A 21,577-nucleotide genomic window follows, 5' to 3' on the forward strand; every position below is an offset into this window, starting at 1 on the left:
TCTCTGACTAGTGACCAATAATGTCAATGGTCACAAATTAGGGGGCCAGGCTTCTTAAAATCAGTGAAGAGAGCAGCACCGCTGCCGCCGGGGCCGTTTCGAGGTTGTACTGCAGCTGTACGGGATTAATGTAAGGACACATCACCATGTGGATGGCCTGAGTGACCTCATCCAGCGGCGTTTTTCTCTCGAACTCGCCCGCCTGCCTGCCTTCGATAATGATGCTCTCAATCAGCTTCATCAGGCTTTCTGCATATCGCTCTGTCGAAGGCCACTGGTCGCGTGCGGCAACGGCGGCAATGTCGTAAAGCTTACGATCGTGGAAAAACAGCTCGCTTCCTGCCTCGGTGAGCGCTTTGAAAAGACGGCGTAATTTCTCGCTTGCTGACGGCGCATCATTGATGGCGGCAAGCACGGCCGCCATGATCAGCTCCAGGCGGTTAGCGCAGATCACTTCACCAATTGCTTGTTTGGAATCGAAAAACTTATAAATATAGGACTTTGAAAAACCGATGGATTTAGCCAGTTCGGCTACGGTGGTTTTTTCATAGCCATAGTGACCGAAGTGCTCAAAAGCCGCTTCGACGATTTGCTCTCTGACAGAGTGGTCAAGGGGACCACGTGTTGATGGGGCGTTCATATTTTTAGTCATTATTTAAGCTTAGCGTGACGGGCCAGGATTGACAACGAGTGACCATTTCGTATTTTGGTTACATGCGTTTTCGTCATGAGCGGTTCAGACGGGACGATCAACCAGGTGGGGTAAGTGTATCACTGTTTTTCGCGTACTATGGCATCTATCTGTCTGCGAATTGTGAGGGTTTCAGCGCAATTCCCTTGCACTGAAACGTCAATATTTTGCTTAAGCCGATCGTGGGCGCAATATTTTTTCGACGATGAGCACCAGACGCCTGCGCGTCACGAAGCGGTGTAGCTGGCCCAGAAGCCAGTTGCCGCATCCGGTAATTACGTAGCTACGGTTAGTGTCCACGGCCTCTAACGCCAGAGTGACCACTTTGTCCGCGGGCATTCTTTTACCTACTGAGGCTTCCTCAGCGTTCACTACATCAAAAAAAGCCGTATCTGTGGCACCGGGACAAAGCGCCAACACGCGAATACCCTTTGAGCGGTATTCTCCCCACAGCGCGTTTGAAAACGAGAGCAGGAATGCTTTAGTTGCGCCATAAATCGCCATATAAGGGTCAGGCTGCATCGCGGCAGTAGAGGCAACATTAATAATCACCCCGGAGCCTTTCTGCAGCATTCCCGGCAGCATGGTGTGAGTGAGTTCCACAGGGGCCAGGCAATTCACGTTGATCTCATCACGCTGCCTGTCGATTGACAGCTCTTCGAATGGCCCATAGGTGGCGAACCCGGCGCAATTGATCAGAATGTCGGGGAAACGCCTTAAGGTTTCAAGCCGTTCTGCAATGTGGGGGATGGCTTCTGATTTCACTAAGTCCTGCACGATAACCGTAACGGAAACGCCATGCTTTCTGACTAACTCAGCGGCAAGCGCCTGAAGCTTTTGCTCTGAGCGGGCTATCAGGATCAATGCCACGCCGCGAGCGGCGAGTTGTCTGGCGAAATCACGACCTATTCCCGAAGATGCCCCGGTAATCAGCGCTGTTTTTCCTGTATAATCAAAAGAGTTCATACCTTAAATCCCGTTTCCCTAATTTGTGCATCACAGGATAAACCGTGCACTTAGGTACACGGTCAAGCGTGATTTTTACAAGATAAGGACGACGCAATGCGAATTGGCGAACTGTGTACGAAAACGGGATTATCGAAAGAGACGGTCCGTTACTATGAAAGGCAGGGGTTGTTAGAGAATATCCCACAACCCAATCGCAGCAATAACTACAAAGTCTATTCCGCCGTCGATTTACAGCGTTTGAACATGATCAAACATGCCAAAATGCTGGGCTTTACTTTAGCTGAAATATCAGAGGTTTTAGCTGTCTGGGTCGACGATAAATTTACCTCTGAGCAAAAGCAAACCTCTCTGCGCCGCAAATTGCAGCAGCTTGAAGAGAAAGAAACGGCGTTAATTGAACTCAGAGCCAGGCTAATCAACGCTATTAATAAGGTTGGCCAGCCTTGTATAGACGAGTTTTGATCGGCAGGTGAGTGGAGGCCGCAATAGCGATGCGGCCTTGTCTGTCAGGCAGCCAGTTCAGGCATCTGCTCCTTCACGAAATTCAACACTTTCCTCGCGTCCAGAGACGCGTAGGGAAGGCTCTCAATGATGGCAATTGAACGCGAATTTCCCACGATGTCGTTTATCTCATCGAGTTTGTATTGAATGTGCGGCGCGATAAGAAAACCGTCGAAAGCGGGGGAAACACTGGCGAAGTTATCCAGCCCAACGGCGCTAATCATCAGTGGATAGCCTTCTTGTTCTGCCAGGGACTGCATTTTTTTGGCGAGAGAGTTTGCGGTGTTACCGAACAAACAACATATCAGAAGCTTTTTCATATTTTGTTCCTCCTGAAAACCGCTCATAGGGTAAACCTGAGGTTGTCACCGAAATGCGCGCTATCTCTTATTTTGGTGACAAATTAACTGCAGCTGCATTAATTGAATGTTTGTTTGATATGACGCGGAAGATTCAGACCATTTCTTTCCACTGATAAAATTTTATCGAGGCAAGAGAGAGCATGTCTAAATCTTCTTTTGTATCGCCATAGGCATAGACGACTTTATAGGAAGATAAATCATAATTATCAATTATCTTCGTTTTTTTTAAGCGAGCGCTACAGTCGCCTTGTTTGTAGTTTCCGGTGGCTTTCCCCCCTGAAAAGGCCACTTCACTGCATAAAAGTTCCAACCCATTCTGCTCACACCAGGGTTTAAGGTATAAATCAAGCGAGGCTGAGACAACTACCACCGTATCCCCTTGAGATTTATGCCAGTTGATTTTGTTCATGGCATCCTCCCGCAACAGGGATGGAATTTCTGTTTTACTGTAGAAAAGACCTGCATTTTTTAATTCAGCTTCAGACTTGCCAGCTAACGCTATTCTTACCACTTTTTTTCGTAAAACCGATCCCGATAACGCGCCCATTTTATAGGCGAGGATATAGGGAAGAAGGCGTAGCTTTCCACGCCGCAGCGTTTTTTCATCCACAGAACGGTAAATAAACGGGGTGAAGGTATCGGAAAAAGTTATCGTTCCATCGAAATCGAAAAAAGCAATATTTGTAGTCATAAGCCGTTCAGACGGGATAATGAATTGCATCGGGCGAGTGTATCACTGTTTTTGATGTTAATGTTTTTTTAGCCAGTCGAGAAAAAACTGGCTAAACGCAGTGACCTGAAGCGGCTGCAGCTTGCGCTGCGGGTAAACAAACTGCAGACCGACATCTTTGCGATCGTATCGGCTAAAGCCGGTGAAGCTGTCGGCAAACAGCACCGTGAGTCTTCCGGTCTCAACATCGTCTTTGACGTCCCACCAGGATTTCCCCGCGATACCGGCCCCGCTGAGGGCCCACTGACGAAGCAGCGCGCCGTCGTCGCACACCATGGCAGGATCCACGCGAACAACCGTTTCCTCGCCCTCGGTTTCAAAGCGCCATTCGTTCATTACCACGCCCTGCGACTCAAGCGCCAGGCACCGGTGATGGGCTAAATCTGCAAACGTGGAGGGGATGCCACGGTCGTTAAGATATTGCCCGGAGGCAACCAGCACCCGATGATTCGGGCGGATATTTCTGACGACAAGACTGCTGTCCGGCAGGTTACCGAAGCGTACGCTCATATCCAGCCGGTTAGCGACCAGGTCCTCAACGTGCTCTCTTAACGAGATGAAAAATTTCACGTCAGGATGGATGCGGGAAAATTCAACGACGGCAGGGCTCAGATACTGCCTGCCAAAGTCAGAGGGTGCAGAAAGGCGAATGTTGCCGCTGAGAACGCCTTCTTTTTGCGTCAGTAACGACTCGGCATGATGCACTTCTTCCAGCACGCGCAGCGCAGCATGGTAAAACTCTTCTCCGGCGCGGGTCAGCGTGATGGACCGCGTTGAGCGATGAAACAGGCGGGTCTGGTAACGCTCTTCAATTGCCTTCAGCCTGGCCGTCATGGTGGCAGGGGAAAGCGACAGGCGTCGTCCGGCAGCGGAAAGGCCACCGGCCTCGGCAATTTCAACCAGTAATGCCATGTCTTCGAGCTTGCCCATTATTCATGTTTTCCGAAAAGTGCATCTGTTTTTAGCGTAATTATCAAAACCAGATACCGTCTGTAAAGTGATTTCATACAAACCACAGGGGATGAAACATGAAACCTACCTCACTTTTTGAACGCTACAGGTTGGGTCCGCTGGACCTGAAAAATCGTATCGTCATGGCACCGATGACCCGCGCGCGTTCCCTTCAGCCGGGAAATATTCCCTCCGCGCTGATGGCGGAGTATTACCGGCAGCGGGCCAGCGCGGGATTAATCATCACGGAAGCCACGCAGATCTCGCCTCAGGGGCAGGGTTATTCATGGACACCCGGCATGCATACGCCGGAGCAGGTTTCAGGATGGCAGCTCACCACGGGCGCCGTGCATCAGGCGGGCGGGGTCATTTTTTCTCAGCTCTGGCACGTAGGGCGGATGTCGCACGCCAGTTTTCATCAGGACGGTCAGCCCGTTGCCCCGTCAGCGCTGGCGCCGGACGCGCAGGTATGGGTGGTGAATGAAAAGGGAGAGGGCCAGATGGTTGACTGCCCACAGCCGAGAACCCTCTCGCGCAAGGACATTCACTCTATCGTTGCGGACTATCGCCAGGCCGCCCTGAATGCCGTTCAGGCCGGGTTTGATGGCGTGGAGGTTCACGGTGGAAACGGCTATTTGATCGACCAGTTCCTGCGTCAAACATCCAACATACGCACGGATGAGTACGGTGGCACGCTTGCCAACCGGATCCGCTTTGCCCAGGAGGTATTGAGCGCCATTGCTGAGGCCATTGGTCGCGAGCGTACGGGCATCCGTCTTTCGCCGTTTATTACCCAGCGCGGGATGAACGATCCGCAGGTGACGGAAGCCATACTCGCTCTTGCGGCCTGGTGTGAACAAAAAGGGATCGCGTACATCCACCTGGCGGAAGCCGACTGGGACGATGCGCCGCAGGTACCTGAACATTTCCGCCAGTCACTTCGCGAGACCTTTAGCGGAACCCTTATCGTCGCGGGTAACTACGATCGTGAAAAAGCGGAAAACATCCTTGCCGCGGGCTATGCCGATTTGATTGCGTTCGGACGACCATTTATTGCTAACCCGGATTTACCCCTCCGACTGGCGCACCGGTTGCCTCTGGCACAGGTGCGCGATCCCGCCACGCTGTTTGGCGGCACCGCGACGGGATATACCGACTACCCCTTATATAACCTGCAGGAAGAAACATTATGAACCGTAAGACCTTAATTATCGGCGGCGCGTCCGGCAGCGGGTCGACATATTTTCGTTCCGCTCTCGCGGCGCTTGTTTTTGTTGGACTGTCGGGTGCCGCGTATTCGGCGCAGGCAGAATGGCTAAAACCTCATCAGCTTATTATGGATAAAAGCCTGCCCCAGGCGCAATTAACTGCGAATGAATCTGTTGCCAGAGAATATGCAACGTTCTGGAACACGGGGGATGAATCCCTGGCGCGTGATGCCCTGGCGGTGAACTTTATTGATAAAACGCCCCCGGAAGGTCGTAAGCAGGGGCCGGAAGGCGCTATTTTAGCCTCGCGGGCCTTTCGTGCCGCCGTGCCTGATTTACGCTGCGAGGTTGAGCAAATGATTATTTCAGGTAATCGCGTGGTCTCCCATTTGCATTTTTACGGCACGTTCAGCGGAACATTCGGCAAGCTGAAGGGGAAGGGGCAGAAAATAGATTTTATCGCCACGGATATTTACGACATTCGTGAAGGTAAAATTGCGGCTAACTGGCATATTGAGGATAACCTGACGCTGATGAAACAGCTGGGCGCACTGTAACTTCATCACTCCGGGTAACCCGGAGTGATGCGTAAATCCTATAACCCCAGATCGCTCAGAGAGGGGTGATCGTCCGGGCGTCTGCCCAGCGGCCAGTGGAACAGTCGCTCAGCGGCTTTTATCGGCATATCGTTTACGCAGGCAAAACGGCGCTTCATTAATCCGTCCGGTTCGAACTCCCAGTTTTCATTGCCGTACGAGCGGAACCAGTTGCCAGAATCATCATGCCATTCATAGGCATAGCGAACGGCGATGCGGTTATCCGTAAACGCCCAGAGCTCTTTAATCAGACGATAATCCAGCTCTTTTTTCCATTTACGCTCCAGAAACGCCTGCGCTTCTTCACGGTTGGTGGCGAACTCCGCGCGGTTGCGCCATTGGGTATCCAGCGTATAGGCCAGCGCGACTTTCGCCGGGTCGCGACTGTTCCAGCCATCTTCTGCCAGTCTGACTTTTTCGATGGCGCTTTCACGTGTGAAGGGCGGTAAAGGAGGACGTGTGTTCATTGCGATTACCTCAGCGTGTTATGATGTAGACAGGTCTGTCTACTTGCGCTAATCTATGCCTGTAAAATAACGCTGTCAACATCCGTTTTGAGGTTATAAAAAAGTGAAAACAGAATCCGCAGGCAACGATACAAAAATCAGCGTCAGAGATAAGATATTACTGACGGCGCACGATCTGTTTTATTCCACAGGCTTCAGGGCGACGGGCGTGGATACGCTGATTAAAGCGTCGAAAGTGACAAAGGTGACTTTTTATCGCCATTTCCCGAGTAAAAGTTTACTTATTCTCGCTTATTTACAGTATCGGCATGAAATATGGATTGGCTGGTTTGAGTCCACGCTGCGTCGACATCTTGAGGAAGGTGAAATACCTTCTGATGCGTTATCTGCAACGCTTTACGAATGGTTTGTTTCGCCCGAGTTTCACGGCTGCGCGTTTATTAATGCCAGCGCAGAGGCAAAATCGGAAGATATTGAAAGCGAAATAAAAGAGATTTGCCGAAATCATAAATGTGAAACAAAGAAAATTATTGCATCGCTGACGAAGATCGCTGATGAGCGCGTCGTCAGCGAAATCATGTTGCTCATTGACGGCGCAATTATTCATGCGCAAATGGGCATAGATACCAGTACGGTCATCACGTCGTTAGCACCGGGTCTGGAAAGGTTAACTGGAAAATAAGCGCAGCCGGGGCGTTGCATCATGTTAAATGGCTGGAATACGCGACAGTCTATTACAGACTGTAAACCCCCGCGCCCCAGTACCCCTTACCCGGGCGAGTCTCTTCTTTCCAGCCGGATGCCATCAGCGCTTTTGCAATAAACCGGTTCATGATCCCGTGCCCCATGAGCAGGACGGGACCGTCGGAGCCCTTAGCCGCCGTCATGAGGATCTCGGCCGCCTTAGCGGCACGCTTTTTTGCGCTGTTAACGCACTCTGCCTCGCCAGACAGGCCGCAGAGCCAAAGTATACGAAACAGTGCCGCCCAGGAAAAAGGCGATAACCGTAACCCGATCTTCCATTCATCACAGCCAGACTAACGCGATCTGATAAGAATGTTCACCCACCCGTTTTGGTGTGTCAGAGCGAGAACCATAACACGCGGCTGTACTTAACGTCGTTCACCACAATAATATATGTCGCAAGAATTTAACTGTTTTTTGGCTTTCTCGTTTCGCGCGGCATCACACGTAAAGCGGGTTAGTAAGGATACCCTCCATGTCTCTTCGAATTCGACAGGCCACCGGGGCCGATTCAACGCTTTTAAGCGAGCTGGGATATCGCATTTACCCCGCCCATTTTCAGCATCTGTGGGTGTCAGACGCAGAGATGAAGGATTTTCTGCACGGTGAGTACGCGCTTTCTGTACTTGAACAGAGCCTAAAAGATAACGCTGTTTCCTGGTATGTTGCCGAGACCGATCGGCCCGTGGGGTTCATGAAAGTGACCTGGGAGGCCATGATTCCAGAAACGGATAAGCAGGGTGTGCTTCTGAACAAGCTCTACCTTGATCCTGCTGAGACCGGCAAGAATTATGGTCAGGTCATGTTCAACGAAATCATCGACATGGCCCGGAACAGAGGGAAAGACTATCTCTGGCTGGAAGTGCTTGAGCAGAACGCGGGAGCGTACCGCTTCTACCAAAAGCAGGGCATGCTCTGCCTTAAGAACGTGCTTTTCGAAACCGCTTCTCAGCAGAGCATACTCAGGATTATGGGGATGTCTCTTTAAAAAAAGCGCGCGCATCCCGCTGTGCCAGCGACAGCGCACTGGCGCTGGCGGGGTCGAACAATGACAGGCTCTCAATCTGATTGAGTAAAATCACCTTGCGGAATGACATTGCGCTGCGGGGTTCCGAGTCGAGCGTAATGTCATGCTCCGCATACCACCTGCTGTAATTATTCTCGATGCGCAGATCCATTGTCTTTTCATCTCTGTACCCGCTTAACATCGGGATCAGCACAATATTGGCCGTTTTTTCATATTCCAGCGTCGCGGTGTGGATCATGCCGATGTATATCCGCCTCGACCGGAGCGTGACCTGCGCCAGCTCGCCTTGCTCCATACACTGGTACAGCAGTTGTTCTATCCCGCTCGACTGGGCAAGGCGTTTGTAGAGCTTTTTCCGGCTTTCACCGTCCAGCCTGGCGCTGCCCGCCCAGTTAGAGCGGTAGAGGCAAAACAGGATGGCAAACGCCAGCATAACCACCACCGGTGCCTGAATGCCTAAAAAACTCCAGTTCATAAAATCGATTTGCCAGTCGGTATATTTCGGTGAGGCAAAGTGGAAAGCGTTGTTGGCGGCGGACAGGGCGAGCAGCAGCAACCAGAGCAGCCCCGTGGCAATCACGCCCTGCAGAACGAAAATACAGCCATACAGCGCAACCAGAAAATAGACATCCCAGCCGAAGGACCGCTTGATTTTAAAGCGGGTCGACAGGTCGCGGCTGGTGTACCAGTACCCGCATACCATCAGCACCATAAATATCGCCGTTCCCATATCAGGCCCTCTTCAGCGTGTCGACGTGACGCAGAAAATCCTGCCGCACCTCGTTGCTTTTGTAGTTCACCGAGGCGTTCCCGTCCTGGTCGATGATGATGCGATCGCCATCTTCGACGGCTTCAATCATTTCCTGCTGGCTCATTACCTGGAGCAAAGATTCGGGGCTGGAGAAAAGCGAGAGAAAGAAGCGTTTCATGTCAGGCATCCTTATGAATTAAAAAGGATAAGCCTGGTAGATGTCCGGTGAGTTTGCCTTAAGGATAACCTGAAAGTTAAAGCCGACTGACGGCGACACCTTACCCCGTCCACAAAACCCATTTTTTGATTTGTTATCAACTTATTGATATATATCTAAAATAAAAAATAGATCACTACAAACTTGGACAAATAACGTTAATTGTGTAAGTTTTAATTATGCGATTACGCCACGTTGTTTACAGCCAGGATGTGACCCATGAGCACTTTGCCCTCTGTCGTGAGTCGGTTTGTTGAGTACTACGCCGCACTGGATAGCCAGCCGCCGTCTGCGCTGATGGGGCTTTATCATTCAAATGCCACGCTTATCGATCCGTTTGGCGAGCATGACGGGATTTTCGCGCTTCAGCGCTACTTCATCCATCTGCTGGCCAACGTTGAGCATTGCCGTTTTACCATCGATCCGCCGTTGTGCAGCGAAAGCCGTTTTGTTGTGACCTGGGTGATGCACTGGTCGCACCCGCGCATTGCCGGGGGAGAAGCGCTCGATCTGCCGGGGTGTTCCGTGGTGGAGACGGAAAACGATCTCATCACACGCCAGCGCGACTACTACGATGCGGGAGAGATGATTTACGAACACCTTCCTCTGCTTGGCTGGGCGGTACGGGGCGTTAAGCGGAGGGTGAAATCATGAAGACGGTGCTGATTACTGGCGCAAGCTCGGGCATCGGTGCCGGTCTGGCGAAATCCTATTCCGCTGACGGCTACCATGTGATTGCCTGCGGGCGAGATCCTGCGCGCCTGGAAGCACTGCATCAAACCTGCCCCAATCTCACCGTTCGCCTGTTCGATATGACGGACAGGGATGCCTGTCGCCAGGCCCTGACCGGCAGCTACGCCGATCTGATAATTCTCTGCGCCGGGACCTGCGAATACCTCGAACAGGGCGTGGTGGACGCGGCGCTGGTGGAGCGGGTGATGGCAACAAATTTCCTCGGTCCGGTGAATTGCCTTGAGGCGCTACAGCCGCAGCTGGTTGCGGGCAACCGCGTGGTCCTGGTGAGTTCGATGGCCCACTGGCTGCCTTTTCCCCGCGCGGAGGCCTACGGCGCGTCCAAGGCGGCGCTGAGCTGGTTTGCCGAGAGCCTGCGCCTGGACTGGGAGCCAAAAGGGATTACCGTCACGGTTGTCTCGCCGGGCTTTGTTGACACGCCGCTGACGCGGAAAAACGATTTTGCCATGCCGGGCAGGGTGAACGTTGACGAGGCGGTGAAGGCGATCCGGACCGGGCTGGCGGCAGGGAAAATGCATATCGCGTTTCCCGCCGGGTTTGGCTTCATTTTGCGGCTGCTCTCCAGGCTACCCGCGTTTTTGCAGCGCGCGCTGCTGCGCAGGATGGTGCGTTCATGAAGATTGCGATTATCGGCGGCGGCATCGCCGGGCTGACCTGCGCCTGGCGGCTGGCCGGGCACCACCAGGTGACCCTGTTTGAAGCGGGAGCTACGCCCGGCGGCCATACCGCAACGGTTGACGTGACGACGCCGCAGGGCACATATGCGATCGATACCGGGTTTATCGTCTACAACGATCGCACCTATCCGCGCTTTATGGGCCTGCTCAGCGAGCTGGGCATCAGCGGGCAAAAAACGCAGATGAGCTTTTCGGTGCACAACCCGGCGACGGGGCTTGAGTACAACGGGCACACCCTGACATCGCTGTTTGCCCAGCGTCGAAACCTGGTGAATCCGACATTCTGGCGGCTGCTGGGCGAGATTGTTCGCTTCAATCGTCTGGCGAAAGCGGCGCTGGACGCCGAAGTTGACCCCAACGCCACGCTGCAGACGTTTCTGCAGCAGCACGGCTTCACGCCGTTTTTCGCGCGACACTATATTCTGCCGATGGGGGCCGCCATCTGGTCATCCTCGCTGCAGGAGATGAAGCGTTTCCCGCTGCCGCTCTTTTTACGCTTCTTTCACCATCACGGCCTGCTGGATATCACCCATCGCCCGCAGTGGTACGTCGTCCCGGGCGGTTCGCGGGAGTATATCCGCGCGATGCTGGACAAACTGGGTGACCGTCTGACGCTACACCTGAACGCGCCGGTTCAGCGTGTGAAACGCCATGCGGATGGCGTCACTCTCCTGTTTGACGACGCCACCCATACCTTCGAACAGGTGATTTTTGCCTGCCACTCGGCCCAGGCGCTGGCCATGCTTGACAATCCGACGCAGGCAGAACGCGAGGTGCTGGGCGATATCGGCTGGCAGCGCAACGAGGTGGTGTTGCACAGCGATCCGCGCTGGCTGCCGGTGCGCCAGCGGGCGTGGGCCAGCTGGAACTACCGCCTCAGCGATCGGGAGCAGGCCAGCGCCTGCGTCACTTACAACATGAACATCCTGCAGGGGCTGCCTGCGGGCAGTCCGCTGTTCTGCGTCACCCTCAATCCGGACACGCCGGTGGACGAACGCTTCGTCTGGCAACGCTTTGTTTATGAACATCCGCTGTTTAACCCGCAAAGCTGGCAGGCGCAGGCGCGCCGCGGCGAGATCAACGGCCAGCGGCGGAGCTGGTTCTGCGGTGCCTGGTGGTACAACGGTTTTCATGAAGATGGCGTGCGCAGCGCGCTGGACGTGGTCAATGCGATAGCGGCCGGAGAGGGGAACTGACATGAACAGCTGCCTCTATCACGGCGTGTTACGCCACCGTCGCCTTCAGCCGAAAACCCATGAATTTAGCTACAGCGTCTTTATGGCCTGGCTGGATCTGGATGAACTGCCGCAGCTGGCCTCCGTCGGCGTGCGGCGCAATCGCTTTGCCGCCGCCTCGTTCCATGATGCGGACTATCCCCTCGGCACGCCGCTTAAGGAGAACGTGCTGAGCAGGCTGGAGAGCCTGACCGGCGAACGTCCGGACGGGCGGGTTATGCTCCTGACGCAGCTGCGCTATTTCGGGCTGCATTTTAATCCGGTCAACTTTTACTACTGCTATGACGGGAAGGGAATCCTGCGCTGGGTGCTGGCTGAGGTCCGCAACACGCCGTGGAATGAACGTCATTACTATGCCGTCAACGGGCAGGATGCGCAGCCCACGGAAAAAGCGTTTCACGTTTCCCCCTTCAACCCGATGGACATGATTTACCACTGGCGCTTCAACAACCCGGATAACACCCTGCATATGCACATTGAAAATCACCAGGAAGCGAAGGTGTTTGACGCCACGCTGGCGCTGCGCCGGGCGCCTCTGACCCGTCCGGCGCTGCGCTCGCTGCTGCTGCGCATCCCGCTGATGACCCTGAAAACCGTTTTCGCCATTTACTGGCAGGCGCTGCGCCTGTGGCTCAAGCGCGTGCCGCTGTATAACCATCCCGTCAGCAGGAGTGAACGCTCATGACCGATCCCGTCTTTGCGCTAGAACCCGATATCCCGCGCAACGTCCGCATCGCGCGCTGGCTGCTTTTCAGGCTGTTAAGCGGCATCCGCGGCGGCTCGCTCACGCTGCGGGAAGGGGCGCAGACCTTTCATTTTGGCGAGACATCCTCCGCGCTGCATGCCGACGTGCAGATCCTCACGCCCGGCGTCTACTGGCGTGTCTTAACGGGCGGGAGCCTTGCCGCGGCAGAAGCCTGGATAGACGGCGAATGGGAAACCTCGCATCTCACGCCGCTTCTGGAACTGCTGGCGCTCAACGGCGAGGTACTTGGCCGTCTGGAAAAAGGATTCCATCTGCTCGGCAGGCCGCTTGAACGGTTACGCCACTGGACGCGGCGCAACTCTCGCGTGCAGGCGCGGGAAAATATTGCGGCCCATTACGATTTGGGCAACACCTTTTATAGCCATTTTCTGGATAAGGAGCTGCTCTACTCCAGCGCGCTGTTTACCGCTGACGAGCAGGATCTCACGGCGGCTCAGCAGGCCAAAATGGCGCGTCTGTGCGAACAGCTGGCGCTGCGCCCGGGTGACCACCTGCTGGAAATTGGCACCGGCTGGGGCGCGATGGCGGAATACGCCGCCCGCCATTATGGCTGCCGGGTGACCACCACCACGCTTTCACAGGAGCAATACGTCTGGGCGACAGAGCGGATCGCCCGCGCCGGGCTGCAGGATCGGGTTGAGGTGCTGCTCTGCGACTATCGCGATCTCACCGGTCAGTACGACAAGCTGGTCTCAATAGAGATGATTGAGGCCGTGGGGCTGCGCTATCTGCCGGTGTTCTTTCGCACCTGCCAGGCGCGGCTGCGTCCGGGAGGACGCATGGCGATTCAGGCCATCACCATTCAGGATCAGCGCTATCGCGACTACAGCAAAAGCGTCGATTTTATCCAGCGCTACATTTTCCCCGGCGGTTTTTTGCCGAGCATTACCGCAATGAATGAGCTGATGACGCGCCACACCGACTTCGTGGTGCGCAATCTCTTCGACATGGGGCCGGACTACGCCCGCACGCTGGCCCACTGGCGGCAGCGCTTTGTCCATGCCTGGCAGGAGATTGAAAAGCTTGGCTTCGATGAACGGTTCCGCCGGATGTGGCTGTATTACTTTGGCTACTGCGAAGCCGGGTTTAACGCCCGCACCATTAGCGTGGTGCAGCTCACCGCCGAGCGCGTATGAGGCGTTACCTTCAGGTCTTCCTGCTGGCCGTCGCGTTCGATCTTTACTGGGCGCTGGTGGTGCTCTTTCGCGAGCAAGGCCTGATTATCTGGCTCGCGCTGGCGGTCCTGGCGTGCCTGCTGTTACCGCCAGCATACCGGTTTTACGCCATTGGGCTGGCGGCGGCGGGCAGCATGCTGGATGCGCTCTGGGCCCTGACCGGGCTCATTGCCTTCACGGGTGAGTCCCTGATGCCGTTATGGATGGTGGCATTGTGGCTGATGTTTGCCACGGTCTGGACACAGCTGACGCGCACTACAACGTTGCCCGGCTGGCTGCTGACCCTGCTGGCCGCGCTTGGGGGGCCGGTGGCTTACCTGTTCGGCGAGCGCCTGGGCGCTATCACGTTTCTGGAGCCGACCTTTATCGTCGTCAGCTGGATGGCGCCGGGGTGGCTGGTGTTGATGCTGTTTTTCCACCTGCTGATGGGGAGACAAAAATGAGAGCTGCGGTTCTGCTGCTTTGGTTAACGATCGTCACCCCCGCAGCCCAGGCGGCCGACTGGCTGGCCTGGCGTAAGGTGGGCGACGCCACGCTCACCTGGGGACCTTTCACCGTCTATACCTCCCAGCTGCGCACTCCGGATGGCCGTTACAGCCGGGAGAACCCGAATCAGGCGCTGATTATCACCTATGCGCGCGACATCGATCGCGATGAACTGGTCGAGGCGACCCGCGACCAGTGGCAGGCTCAGGGGATCCTGGCCCAGGAACCGCAAAGCGAAGCCTGGCTGCGGATGCTCCAGTCGCTGTGGCCGGATGTCCGAGCGGGCTCGCAGCTGGCGTTTGTTCTCAACGATAAGCAGGGGCAGTTCTGGTACCGCGCGTCAGCGGCGCAAACATCCTTTATTCCACTCGGACCACGCCAGTCGGAAGCGTTCAGCACCCGTTTTCTGGCCATCTGGCTCGATCCTCGCACGCAATATCCTGAGCTGCGCCAGCAGTTAATCGGAGGCCAAAAATGAAACGTATCCTGATGATGGCGCTGGCATTCACGATGCTGCTGGCGGGCTGTAGCACGGAGGTGGCCGAGTATCGCCAGCAGCAGCCGCGACTGGATATCTTCCACTATTTCCAGGGCAAAACCGAAGCGTGGGGGATGGTGCAGGATCGTAGCGGGAAGCAAATCCGTCGCTTCCACGTTGAGATTGCCGGGGACGTTATCGGCGATACGCTGACGCTCAATGAACACTTTGTCTACGACGACGGCGAGAAGCAGCAGCGGGTATGGCATATCCGTCGCGTGGGGAACGATCGCTACGAGGGAACGGCGGGGGATATTGAAGGGGTTGCCACGGGGCAGGCAGCGGGCAACGCCTTTAACTGGCATTACAGCATGAACGTAAAAGCCAACGGGAGCACCTGGCTACTGAAGTTTGACGACTGGATGTACCTGCAGGATGAGACCCATCTGTTTAATAAAACCGAGATGAAGAAATTTGGCGTCACCGTCGCCACGGTGACGCTGTTCTTTACCCGTAAGACGTGAGTTTAGTCGCGGAGGCTCCCGGTTTTGCTGCTGGAGTAGATGAAGTACAGGGCAATACCCAGACAGACCACCGCGCCCAGGCGGCTCATCGAAAAGGGAATGGCCGTATTCCCCAGACAGCCAAAGTTATCAATCAGCATGCTCATGGTGAGCTGACCAAAGATGACCGCTACCGTGGCGACGGCGGTGCCGATACGCTGCACCGCGAGCACCATTATCACGATATAGGGCACGCCAAACATCGCACCGAGGAGCTGCCATTTCGGCACGTCCAGCAGAGTGACAGTCTGCTTAGGCTCAAAGAAGAAAATGAGCAGGGCGGTTACCAGGGCACCGACGGAAAACGTCAGGAACGCGCTTTTAAAAACGCCGACGTTGCTGCCAAGCTGTCCGTTGATTGCGGCCTGAATGCTCAGCGTCGCGCCGCCGCAAACGGCCAGAAGAATCATAATCAGTGTCATACGTTACCCCTGTGCGACCAGAACCAGTGCCGCAATGATGAATCCCAGTGCGATAATGCGCTTCGCGTTTATCCTCCTGTGCGGTGTACCCAGCAGACCATAGTGGTCAATGATCAGGCTTTTAAAGACCTGACCGGCCAGAATGCCAATCATCGTCAGGGCGATGCCGATGGCGGGTGTCGCCACGGTCAGAATGACCACGTAAACAGGGCCAAGCACGCCGCCGAGCAGTTGCCATGACGGCTGTGAAAAAAATGACGGGCTGTTTCGCGGGCTAAAAAATAGCATCAGCAGAAACGTCAGCGCGGCACCCACGCCGAAGATGCTGAACGTGGCCCATAAATCCCCAACTTCGCTGCCCAGCGGCCCCAGCAACCCCGCCTCGACGGAAAGACCCATCCCGCCGGCAATCACCAGTAAAATCAAAACAAACTGCATTCTTCTTCCTCCGTTTTCAGGCGAAGAAGATTACGTCGGTAGCTCAGTGAGAAAAATGCCATAATGCTGGAAACACCTTTGCAGGATATGCATCAATGGTTGACGCCAGCAATATCAACATCCGCGCGCTGCTGATCTTTATTGACGTGTATGAAGCACAGAACTTCTCCGTCGTGGCGCGGCGGCAGGGAATATCGGCCTCGCAGATATCGCGCGTGATCCACCAGCTTGAGGACGCGCTCGGGCAGCAGCTTTTCTACCGCAACACGCGGGCCGTCATCCCCACGGAAAGCGGTCATCTTTTTATTCGCTATGCCCGTTCGATGACGGAAAACCTGGAAGAGGCGCGACGAGAGCTGGACGCGCGTGCGGTGGAGCCGTCCGGTGCAATCCGCATTAACGGACCGGTGTTTTTCGGCCAGAAGCACATTGCCCCCGGACTTCCCGGCCTGTCGGAACGTTATCCTCGCCTCAGCGTAGAGCTGACGTTGACCGATGATTTTATCGACCCGCACCGCGATGCCGCCGACGTTATCTTCCGGATTGGCGTGCTGACGGACTCCTCTTTTCACGCGCGGGTGTTCGGGCAGCAGGTGTATCACCTGGCCGCGTCGCCAGAGTATGTGCGTAAGTACGGTGCACCTGAAGGGCCGGACGATCTGAACCGTCATCACTGTCTTGTCTATCGCGGATCGTCTGGGCCTAACCGCTGGCTGTTGCGCAGGGCGGGCGAGGCGTGGACACACTATCCCGTTACGCCATTGATGACTTCGAATAATGCGGAAGCGTTACTGGCAGCGGCGCTGGGCGGGATGGGTATTGTTTTGTTTCCAGACTGGCTGGTGAGCGAGCAGCTCCAGCGCGGCGAGCTGATTCCGCTCCTGCCCGCGCTGGAGTGCGCCATTAATACGGAACAGCAGGCTATCGCGGCGATCTATCCAGATGCCCGACATCCGCCCCTGAACGTCAGGGCGGTGATTGATTATTACGTCGAGCGCTTTGGTACGCCGCTTTACTGGCAAACGTAAAGGATTACGCGCCGAGCTCTTTGCGGATAATCTCTGCACCGGCGCTGAGCGCTTTCAGCTTGCCGTTGGCAACCTGACGAGAAAGTGGAGCCATGCCGCAGTTAGTTGACGGATAAAGCTTGTCGGCATCGACAAACTGCAGCGCTTTACGCAGCGTATCGGCCACTTCTTCCGGCGTTTCAACGGTGTTCGTTGCCACGTCGATCGCGCCGACCATCACTTTTTTACCGCGGATCAGCTCCAGCAGATCCATCGGCACGCGGGAGTTATGGCACTCCAGGGAGATGATGTCGATGTTAGAGGTCTGCAGCTTAGGGAAGGCCTCTTCGTACTGTCGCCACTCTGAGCCGAGCGTCTTTTTCCAGTCTGTATTGGCCTTGATGCCGTATCCGTAGCAGATGTGTACCGCGGTTTCGCATTTCAGCCCTTCGATGGCGCGCTCCAGCGCGGCGATGCCCCAGTCGTTGACCTCGTCAAAAAAGACGTTAAACGCCGGTTCATCAAACTGGATAATATCGACACCTGCGGCCTCTAACTCACGCGCTTCCTGATTGAGGATTTTGGCGAACTCCCAGGCCAGCTTTTCGCGGCTTTTATAGTGCGCGTCGTAAAGGGTGTCGATCATGGTCATCGGGCCCGGCAGTGCCCATTTGATCGGCTTATCCGTGAGCTGGCGTAAGTATTTTGCATCGTCCACGAAGACCGGTTTCTGCCTTGCGACGGCAGAGACCACGGTCGGCACGCTGGCGTCATAGCGGTTACGAATGCGCACCGTCTGGCGGTTCTCAAAATCAACGCCGCTCAGGTGTTCAATAAACGTCGTGACGAAATGCTGGCGGGTCTGTTCCCCGTCGCTGACGATATCGATACCCGCACGGATCTGCTCATCCAGGGACAGGCGCAGCGCATCCTGTTTACCTGCCAGTAATTCCCGATCCTGTAATTTCCAGGGGGACCAGAGCGTTTCAGGTTGTGCAAGCCAGGTCGGCTTAGGCAGGCTGCCAGCGGTAGAAGTCGGGAGCAATGTTTTCATAATAAAAGACCTTTTTTGATGTATTAAAGCGTGTAGTTATCAGACCACTGCTCAAGAATGTGTTTGTAAGGCTTGATGAAGTACTCTTCGGTAAATCGACCCTGTTCAATCGCCAGGCGGCTTCGCTCTTCACGGTCATAAACAATTTTTGTTAATGAGTGATCCTGCTGGTTCAGATCCGGTCGATAGCACAGCCCCGCCGCCGAGTTAGCGTTATAAATCTCCGGGCGATAGATTTTCTGGAACGTTTCCATCGTGCTGATGGTACCGATCAGTTCCAGATCGGTGTAATCACTCAGTAAATCCCCGGTAAAGAAGAACGCGAAAGGCGCCACGCTGTTCTCCGGCATGAAATAGCGCACGCTCAGGCCCATCTTCGCGAAGTACTGTTCCGTTAAGGATTCACCCTCCGGTTGATACTCAATGCCCAGAATGGGGTGCTCGTTGCCCGTGCGGCGATAGGTATCTTTGCTGGAAACGCTCAGACAGATCACCGGTGCTTTTCTGAAGTTCTCTTTGTATTCAGGTGACTTCACAAAGTGACGGAAAATATTGCCGTGCAGTTCGCCGAATTTTTCCGGAATGCTGAAGCGTTGCTGGTTCTTGTTGTGCTCCAGCAGCAGCACGCTGAAATCGTAATCCCGCACGTAAGACGAGAAGTTATTCCCGACGATACCTGGAATACGCTGGTTATTTTTTTTGTCGACAATATACGTTTGCAATATCTCGATGGCCGGGAACGGTTTTTCCACGCCAATATTCAAATCGACTGAGATGATTTCAAGCTCAACCGCGTAGCGATCGGCGTTGGGGTTATCCCAGCGCGCTAAGGCGTTAAAGCGGTTGTTGATCATCACCAGCGTGTTGCGCAGGTTTTCCTGACGCTTTTCCCCACGCGCCAGGTTGGCAAAGTTGGTGGTTGTACGCGTATTTTCTGACGGGTTGTAATTCTCATCGAAGCAACTGCGCTTAAGGGTATATGTGAAAACTTTGCTCATCGTGGTTATGCATCCTAAGTTCATGTTGCTAAGAGGTTACCAATGCATAATTTATGCCTGAGCCCGCGGCGCAGGGGAAGTGACTTAATTTCACTGCAACATGAGCGAACTTCATGAAGTGTAATGCTCGAGGTGTCGCTGCCTTCATGCCGGGTGGCGCTGCGCTTACCCGGCCTACGGTTCAGCGTCGTTTGTAGGCCCGTGCAAGCGCAGCGCCGCCGGGCGAAGCTCGCAATATGTCTGTGATATGCACTTTGCCCTCGTCGTTAACCGGCTGCGGGGGAGAGGGATTTTTTATTTCCGTTCAATTCCCGCTATAATCCCCAAAATTTCCAACCGGTTTAGAAACGATCATGACAAAACTCACCTTACAAGAGCAGATGCTGAAAGCGGGCCTGGTCAGCAGCAAAAAAGCGGCGAAAGTTCAGCGCACGGCAAAGAAATCACGCGTTCAGGCGCGTGAAGCTCGGGAAGCGGTAGAAGAGAACAAGAAAGCGCAGATCGAGCGTGACAAGCAGCTGAGCGAGCAGCAGAAGCAGGCCGTGCTGGCGAAAGAGTTTAAAGCACAGGTGAAGCAGCTCATTGAGATGAACCGCATCACCGTTTCAAGAGGCAACATCACCTTTAACTTCACCGACGGTAATCTGATCAAAAAAATCGAGGTCGACAAGCAAACCCAGGCTCAGCTGATTAACGGCCGTCTGGCGATTGCCCGTCTGGTCATCAACGCCAGCGGCGACAGCGAATACGCGATTATCCCGGCGGTGGTTGCCGATAAAATTGCCCAGCGCGATGCCGACAGCATTGTATTGAACAGCGCGCTCAGCCAGGAAGAGCAGGACGAAGACGATCCGTACGCGGACTTCAAAATCCCGGACGATTTGATGTGGTAAATCGGCTTCAGAACGGGGCGGCGTGACGGGCGTTAACTGGCTCTCCGCTCACGGGATGAATAAAATTCAACTCGCTGGCATGCAGCATCAGCCGGGGCGCGTCTTCCGCCCCCGGCACTTCAAGACCGCCATACAGATCGCAGCCCAGAATAGGGTGCCCCAGCTGCTGGCAGTGAATACGCAGCTGATGGGTTCGCCCGGTCTCCGGGGTAAGCATCACCCGCGTTAACGGCAGTTCCATACCCTGATAAAAACGTTCCACCACCCGGTAGCGGGAGCGTGCCGGCTTTCCGCTGATGGCGCAGATCGACATCAGCGGGAACAGCGCCGGATCTTTGGCAATCGGCGCGTCGATTACTCCCTCATCGTTTTCCACATGTCCGCAAAGCAGGGCGCTGTAACCTTTCTCCACGCTGCGCTGGCTGAACTGCTGGCAGAGCGCGGCGTTGATGGCCTTATTGCGCGCAACCACCATCAGCCCGGACGTGCCGAAATCCAGACGGTGTACCAGCGTGCAGCCGGGGAAGGTCTGGACCAGACGATAGTGGACCGAATCGAGGTTTTGCGGATTTTTGCCCGAGAGGCTGAGCAGACCGGAAGGCTTATTGATCAGCAGTAGATGTTCATCCTGCCAGAGGATCTCAATGTCGTCGTGACACGGTGGAGCTATAAAAGAATCAATAATCGCAGACATCAGGCCGCCCGGCTGGAGAGTGGGAGCGGATGATAACGAAATGCGGGGGAAAAGAAAAACCCTCCCACCTGGCGGTGAGAGGGCGAAATCTTACGCTGCTACCAGGCTGTCGATGGCGGCTTTCGCGTCAGTCTGCGCTTTAGTCGCCACTTCCGGACCGTAAGCGATACCTTCAGCGAACACGAAGTTCACGTCAGTGATACCGATGAAGCCCAGGAACAGGCTCAGGTACGGCGCAACCAGGTCGGTTGGGGTATCTTTATGGATACCGCCACGGCTGGTCAGCACGATGGCGCGTTTGCCTTTTACCAGACCTTCAGGGCCGTTCTCGGTGTAACGGAAGGTTACGCCAGCGCGGGCTACCAGGTCGAAGTAGTTCTTCAACTGGGTAGGGATGTTGAAGTTGTACATTGGGGCGTTGATGACGATAACGTCGTGCGCCTGCAGCTCGGCAATCAGCTCGTCGGAGAGCGCCAGAGCTTCCTGCTGACGTGGAGACAGTGGTGCATCGCTTGGGCGCAGCGCGCCAACCAGCTCGCCATCCAGCACAGGAATCGGGTTTGCAGCCAGGTCACGCACGGTGATTTCGTCAGCAGAATGCTGTTCACGCCACTGTTCAACGAAGTAGTCAGACAGCTGACCAGACTGAGAGTACCCTGCCAGAATACTGGATTTCAAAACTAATACTTTGCTCATGGGTGATTCCTGTTGTTGCATTTGATTG

Annotated in this window: 30 protein-coding genes; 15 read left to right on the plus strand and 15 right to left on the minus strand. The window is 54.9% G+C overall.

Annotation, left to right across the window (positions count from 1 at the left end):
* Positions 1-37 precede the first annotated feature (37 nt).
* Together PYW49_RS02265 and PYW49_RS02270 are read right to left on the minus strand one after the other, a co-directional pair.
* Positions 38-652, minus strand: coding sequence for a TetR/AcrR family transcriptional regulator (locus PYW49_RS02265; protein WP_134350178.1), 615 nt, complete (start codon positions 650-652; stop codon positions 38-40).
* Positions 653-862: 210 nt separating this feature from the next.
* Positions 863-1,657, minus strand: coding sequence for an SDR family NAD(P)-dependent oxidoreductase (locus PYW49_RS02270; protein WP_320385512.1), 795 nt, complete (start codon positions 1,655-1,657; stop codon positions 863-865).
* Positions 1,658-1,753: 96 nt separating this feature from the next.
* On the opposite strand from PYW49_RS02270, the gene PYW49_RS02275 reads away from it, so the two are divergent.
* A complete protein-coding gene (locus tag PYW49_RS02275) occupies positions 1,754-2,122 on the plus strand; it encodes a MerR family transcriptional regulator (RefSeq protein WP_134350180.1) in 369 nt (122 codons plus the stop codon).
* A 44-nt stretch (positions 2,123-2,166) separates the two neighbouring features.
* Here the strand turns inward: PYW49_RS02275 and PYW49_RS02280 are convergent, their stop codons facing one another.
* The 3 genes from PYW49_RS02280 to PYW49_RS02290 form a co-directional block, all read right to left on the minus strand.
* Positions 2,167-2,481: a PTS sugar transporter subunit IIB gene (locus PYW49_RS02280; protein ID WP_320385513.1), complete on the minus strand. Its 315-nt coding sequence runs from the start codon at positions 2,479-2,481 to the stop codon at positions 2,167-2,169.
* Positions 2,482-2,614: 133 nt separating this feature from the next.
* Complete coding sequence (locus PYW49_RS02285) at positions 2,615-3,214, minus strand: HAD-IB family hydrolase (protein WP_320385514.1); 600 nt, start codon at positions 3,212-3,214, stop codon at positions 2,615-2,617.
* Between the two features lie 57 nt (positions 3,215-3,271).
* Positions 3,272-4,183 (minus strand): LysR family transcriptional regulator, encoded by a 912-nt coding sequence (locus tag PYW49_RS02290; RefSeq protein ID WP_320385515.1) that lies wholly within the window; start codon positions 4,181-4,183, stop codon positions 3,272-3,274.
* Positions 4,184-4,281: 98 nt separating this feature from the next.
* On the opposite strand from PYW49_RS02290, the gene PYW49_RS02295 reads away from it, so the two are divergent.
* Both PYW49_RS02295 and PYW49_RS02300 read left to right on the plus strand, forming a co-directional pair.
* A complete protein-coding gene (locus tag PYW49_RS02295) occupies positions 4,282-5,397 on the plus strand; it encodes an alkene reductase (protein ID WP_320385516.1) in 1,116 nt (371 codons plus the stop codon).
* On the plus strand, positions 5,394-5,969 hold the full coding sequence (locus PYW49_RS02300; protein WP_320385517.1) for an ester cyclase: 576 nt from the start codon (positions 5,394-5,396) through the stop codon (positions 5,967-5,969). Before PYW49_RS02295 ends, PYW49_RS02300 begins: the two co-directional genes overlap by 4 nt.
* A 38-nt stretch (positions 5,970-6,007) precedes the next feature.
* Here the strand turns inward: PYW49_RS02300 and PYW49_RS02305 are convergent, their stop codons facing one another.
* The gene (locus PYW49_RS02305) at positions 6,008-6,475 is read right to left on the minus strand and encodes a nuclear transport factor 2 family protein (protein ID WP_320385518.1); all 468 of its coding nucleotides are present in this window, start codon (positions 6,473-6,475) and stop codon (positions 6,008-6,010) included.
* Positions 6,476-6,578: 103 nt separating this feature from the next.
* On the opposite strand from PYW49_RS02305, the gene PYW49_RS02310 reads away from it, so the two are divergent.
* Positions 6,579-7,157 (plus strand): TetR/AcrR family transcriptional regulator, encoded by a 579-nt coding sequence (locus PYW49_RS02310; RefSeq protein ID WP_320385519.1) that lies wholly within the window; start codon positions 6,579-6,581, stop codon positions 7,155-7,157.
* Positions 7,158-7,209: 52 nt separating this feature from the next.
* Here the strand turns inward: PYW49_RS02310 and PYW49_RS02315 are convergent, their stop codons facing one another.
* Positions 7,210-7,362, minus strand: a complete 153-nt coding sequence (locus PYW49_RS02315; protein ID WP_320385520.1) for a phosphoglycerate mutase — start codon at positions 7,360-7,362, stop codon at positions 7,210-7,212.
* Between the two features lie 332 nt (positions 7,363-7,694).
* On the opposite strand from PYW49_RS02315, the gene PYW49_RS02320 reads away from it, so the two are divergent.
* Positions 7,695-8,207: a GNAT family N-acetyltransferase gene (locus PYW49_RS02320; protein ID WP_320385521.1), complete on the plus strand. Its 513-nt coding sequence runs from the start codon at positions 7,695-7,697 to the stop codon at positions 8,205-8,207.
* Here the strand turns inward: PYW49_RS02320 and PYW49_RS02325 are convergent.
* Together PYW49_RS02325 and PYW49_RS02330 are read right to left on the minus strand one after the other, a co-directional pair.
* A complete protein-coding gene (locus PYW49_RS02325; protein ID WP_320385522.1) occupies positions 8,188-8,976 on the minus strand; it encodes a hypothetical protein in 789 nt (262 codons plus the stop codon). The genes PYW49_RS02320 and PYW49_RS02325 overlap by 20 nt on opposite strands.
* Before the next feature lies 1 nt (position 8,977).
* Entirely contained in the window at positions 8,978-9,175 is a 198-nt protein-coding gene (locus PYW49_RS02330) for a hypothetical protein (protein WP_134350190.1), read from the minus strand.
* Positions 9,176-9,433: 258 nt separating this feature from the next.
* Between PYW49_RS02330 and PYW49_RS02335 the strand changes: the two genes are divergently transcribed.
* The 8 genes from PYW49_RS02335 to PYW49_RS02370 are packed head-to-tail and all read left to right on the plus strand — an operon-like array spanning position 9,434 to position 15,308.
* Positions 9,434-9,868, plus strand: a complete 435-nt coding sequence (locus tag PYW49_RS02335) for a nuclear transport factor 2 family protein (RefSeq protein ID WP_320385523.1) — start codon at positions 9,434-9,436, stop codon at positions 9,866-9,868.
* Positions 9,865-10,584 carry an SDR family NAD(P)-dependent oxidoreductase gene (locus tag PYW49_RS02340; RefSeq protein ID WP_320385524.1) on the plus strand — a complete coding sequence of 240 codons (720 nt, stop codon included), beginning with the start codon at positions 9,865-9,867 and terminating at the stop codon, positions 10,582-10,584. The genes PYW49_RS02335 and PYW49_RS02340 overlap by 4 nt, the downstream gene beginning before the upstream one ends.
* Positions 10,581-11,840 carry an NAD(P)/FAD-dependent oxidoreductase gene (locus PYW49_RS02345; RefSeq protein WP_320385525.1) on the plus strand — a complete coding sequence of 420 codons (1,260 nt, stop codon included), beginning with the start codon at positions 10,581-10,583 and terminating at the stop codon, positions 11,838-11,840. Before PYW49_RS02340 ends, PYW49_RS02345 begins: the two co-directional genes overlap by 4 nt.
* Position 11,841: 1 nt before the next feature.
* Positions 11,842-12,564 carry a DUF1365 domain-containing protein gene (locus PYW49_RS02350; RefSeq protein ID WP_320385526.1) on the plus strand — a complete coding sequence of 241 codons (723 nt, stop codon included), beginning with the start codon at positions 11,842-11,844 and terminating at the stop codon, positions 12,562-12,564.
* Entirely contained in the window at positions 12,561-13,781 is a 1,221-nt protein-coding gene (locus tag PYW49_RS02355; RefSeq protein WP_320385527.1) for a cyclopropane-fatty-acyl-phospholipid synthase family protein, read from the plus strand. The genes PYW49_RS02350 and PYW49_RS02355 overlap by 4 nt, the downstream gene beginning before the upstream one ends.
* Positions 13,778-14,263, plus strand: a complete 486-nt coding sequence (locus tag PYW49_RS02360) for a DUF2878 domain-containing protein (RefSeq protein ID WP_320385528.1) — start codon at positions 13,778-13,780, stop codon at positions 14,261-14,263. The genes PYW49_RS02355 and PYW49_RS02360 overlap by 4 nt, the downstream gene beginning before the upstream one ends.
* Entirely contained in the window at positions 14,260-14,784 is a 525-nt protein-coding gene (locus tag PYW49_RS02365; protein ID WP_320385529.1) for a hypothetical protein, read from the plus strand. The genes PYW49_RS02360 and PYW49_RS02365 overlap by 4 nt, the downstream gene beginning before the upstream one ends.
* Complete coding sequence (locus PYW49_RS02370; protein ID WP_320385530.1) at positions 14,781-15,308, plus strand: DUF3833 domain-containing protein; 528 nt, start codon at positions 14,781-14,783, stop codon at positions 15,306-15,308. Before PYW49_RS02365 ends, PYW49_RS02370 begins: the two co-directional genes overlap by 4 nt.
* 2 nt (positions 15,309-15,310) lie before the next feature.
* Here the strand turns inward: PYW49_RS02370 and PYW49_RS02375 are convergent, their stop codons facing one another.
* Together PYW49_RS02375 and PYW49_RS02380 are read right to left on the minus strand one after the other, a co-directional pair.
* Positions 15,311-15,769 (minus strand): DMT family transporter, encoded by a 459-nt coding sequence (locus PYW49_RS02375; protein WP_320385531.1) that lies wholly within the window; start codon positions 15,767-15,769, stop codon positions 15,311-15,313.
* 3 nt (positions 15,770-15,772) lie between these two features.
* The gene (locus PYW49_RS02380; protein ID WP_134350200.1) at positions 15,773-16,207 is read right to left on the minus strand and encodes a DMT family transporter; all 435 of its coding nucleotides are present in this window, start codon (positions 16,205-16,207) and stop codon (positions 15,773-15,775) included.
* 95 nt (positions 16,208-16,302) lie between these two features.
* On the opposite strand from PYW49_RS02380, the gene PYW49_RS02385 reads away from it, so the two are divergent.
* Positions 16,303-17,235 (plus strand): LysR family transcriptional regulator, encoded by a 933-nt coding sequence (locus PYW49_RS02385; RefSeq protein WP_320385532.1) that lies wholly within the window; start codon positions 16,303-16,305, stop codon positions 17,233-17,235.
* 4 nt (positions 17,236-17,239) lie between these two features.
* Here PYW49_RS02385 and PYW49_RS02390 read toward each other — a convergent pair whose 3' ends face one another.
* Together PYW49_RS02390 and PYW49_RS02395 are read right to left on the minus strand one after the other, a co-directional pair.
* Positions 17,240-18,268 carry a methionine synthase gene (locus PYW49_RS02390; RefSeq protein ID WP_320385533.1) on the minus strand — a complete coding sequence of 343 codons (1,029 nt, stop codon included), beginning with the start codon at positions 18,266-18,268 and terminating at the stop codon, positions 17,240-17,242.
* A 23-nt stretch (positions 18,269-18,291) separates the two neighbouring features.
* Complete coding sequence (locus PYW49_RS02395) at positions 18,292-19,266, minus strand: DUF1852 domain-containing protein (protein WP_320385534.1); 975 nt, start codon at positions 19,264-19,266, stop codon at positions 18,292-18,294.
* Between the two features lie 353 nt (positions 19,267-19,619).
* Here PYW49_RS02395 and PYW49_RS02400 point away from each other — a divergent pair, with 353 nt between their 5' ends.
* The gene (locus PYW49_RS02400; protein WP_134350203.1) at positions 19,620-20,159 is read left to right on the plus strand and encodes a DUF2058 domain-containing protein; all 540 of its coding nucleotides are present in this window, start codon (positions 19,620-19,622) and stop codon (positions 20,157-20,159) included.
* Between the two features lie 7 nt (positions 20,160-20,166).
* Here the strand turns inward: PYW49_RS02400 and PYW49_RS02405 are convergent, their stop codons facing one another.
* Both PYW49_RS02405 and azoR read right to left on the minus strand, forming a co-directional pair.
* Positions 20,167-20,853: an RluA family pseudouridine synthase gene (locus PYW49_RS02405; RefSeq protein ID WP_134350204.1), complete on the minus strand. Its 687-nt coding sequence runs from the start codon at positions 20,851-20,853 to the stop codon at positions 20,167-20,169.
* A 90-nt stretch (positions 20,854-20,943) separates the two neighbouring features.
* Complete coding sequence (azoR, locus tag PYW49_RS02410; protein WP_008502313.1) at positions 20,944-21,549, minus strand: FMN-dependent NADH-azoreductase; 606 nt, start codon at positions 21,547-21,549, stop codon at positions 20,944-20,946.
* Positions 21,550-21,577 lie beyond the last annotated feature (28 nt).

This window comes from Enterobacter chinensis, assembly GCF_034008295.1.
GTDB classification, from domain to species: domain Bacteria; phylum Pseudomonadota; class Gammaproteobacteria; order Enterobacterales; family Enterobacteriaceae; genus Enterobacter; species Enterobacter chinensis.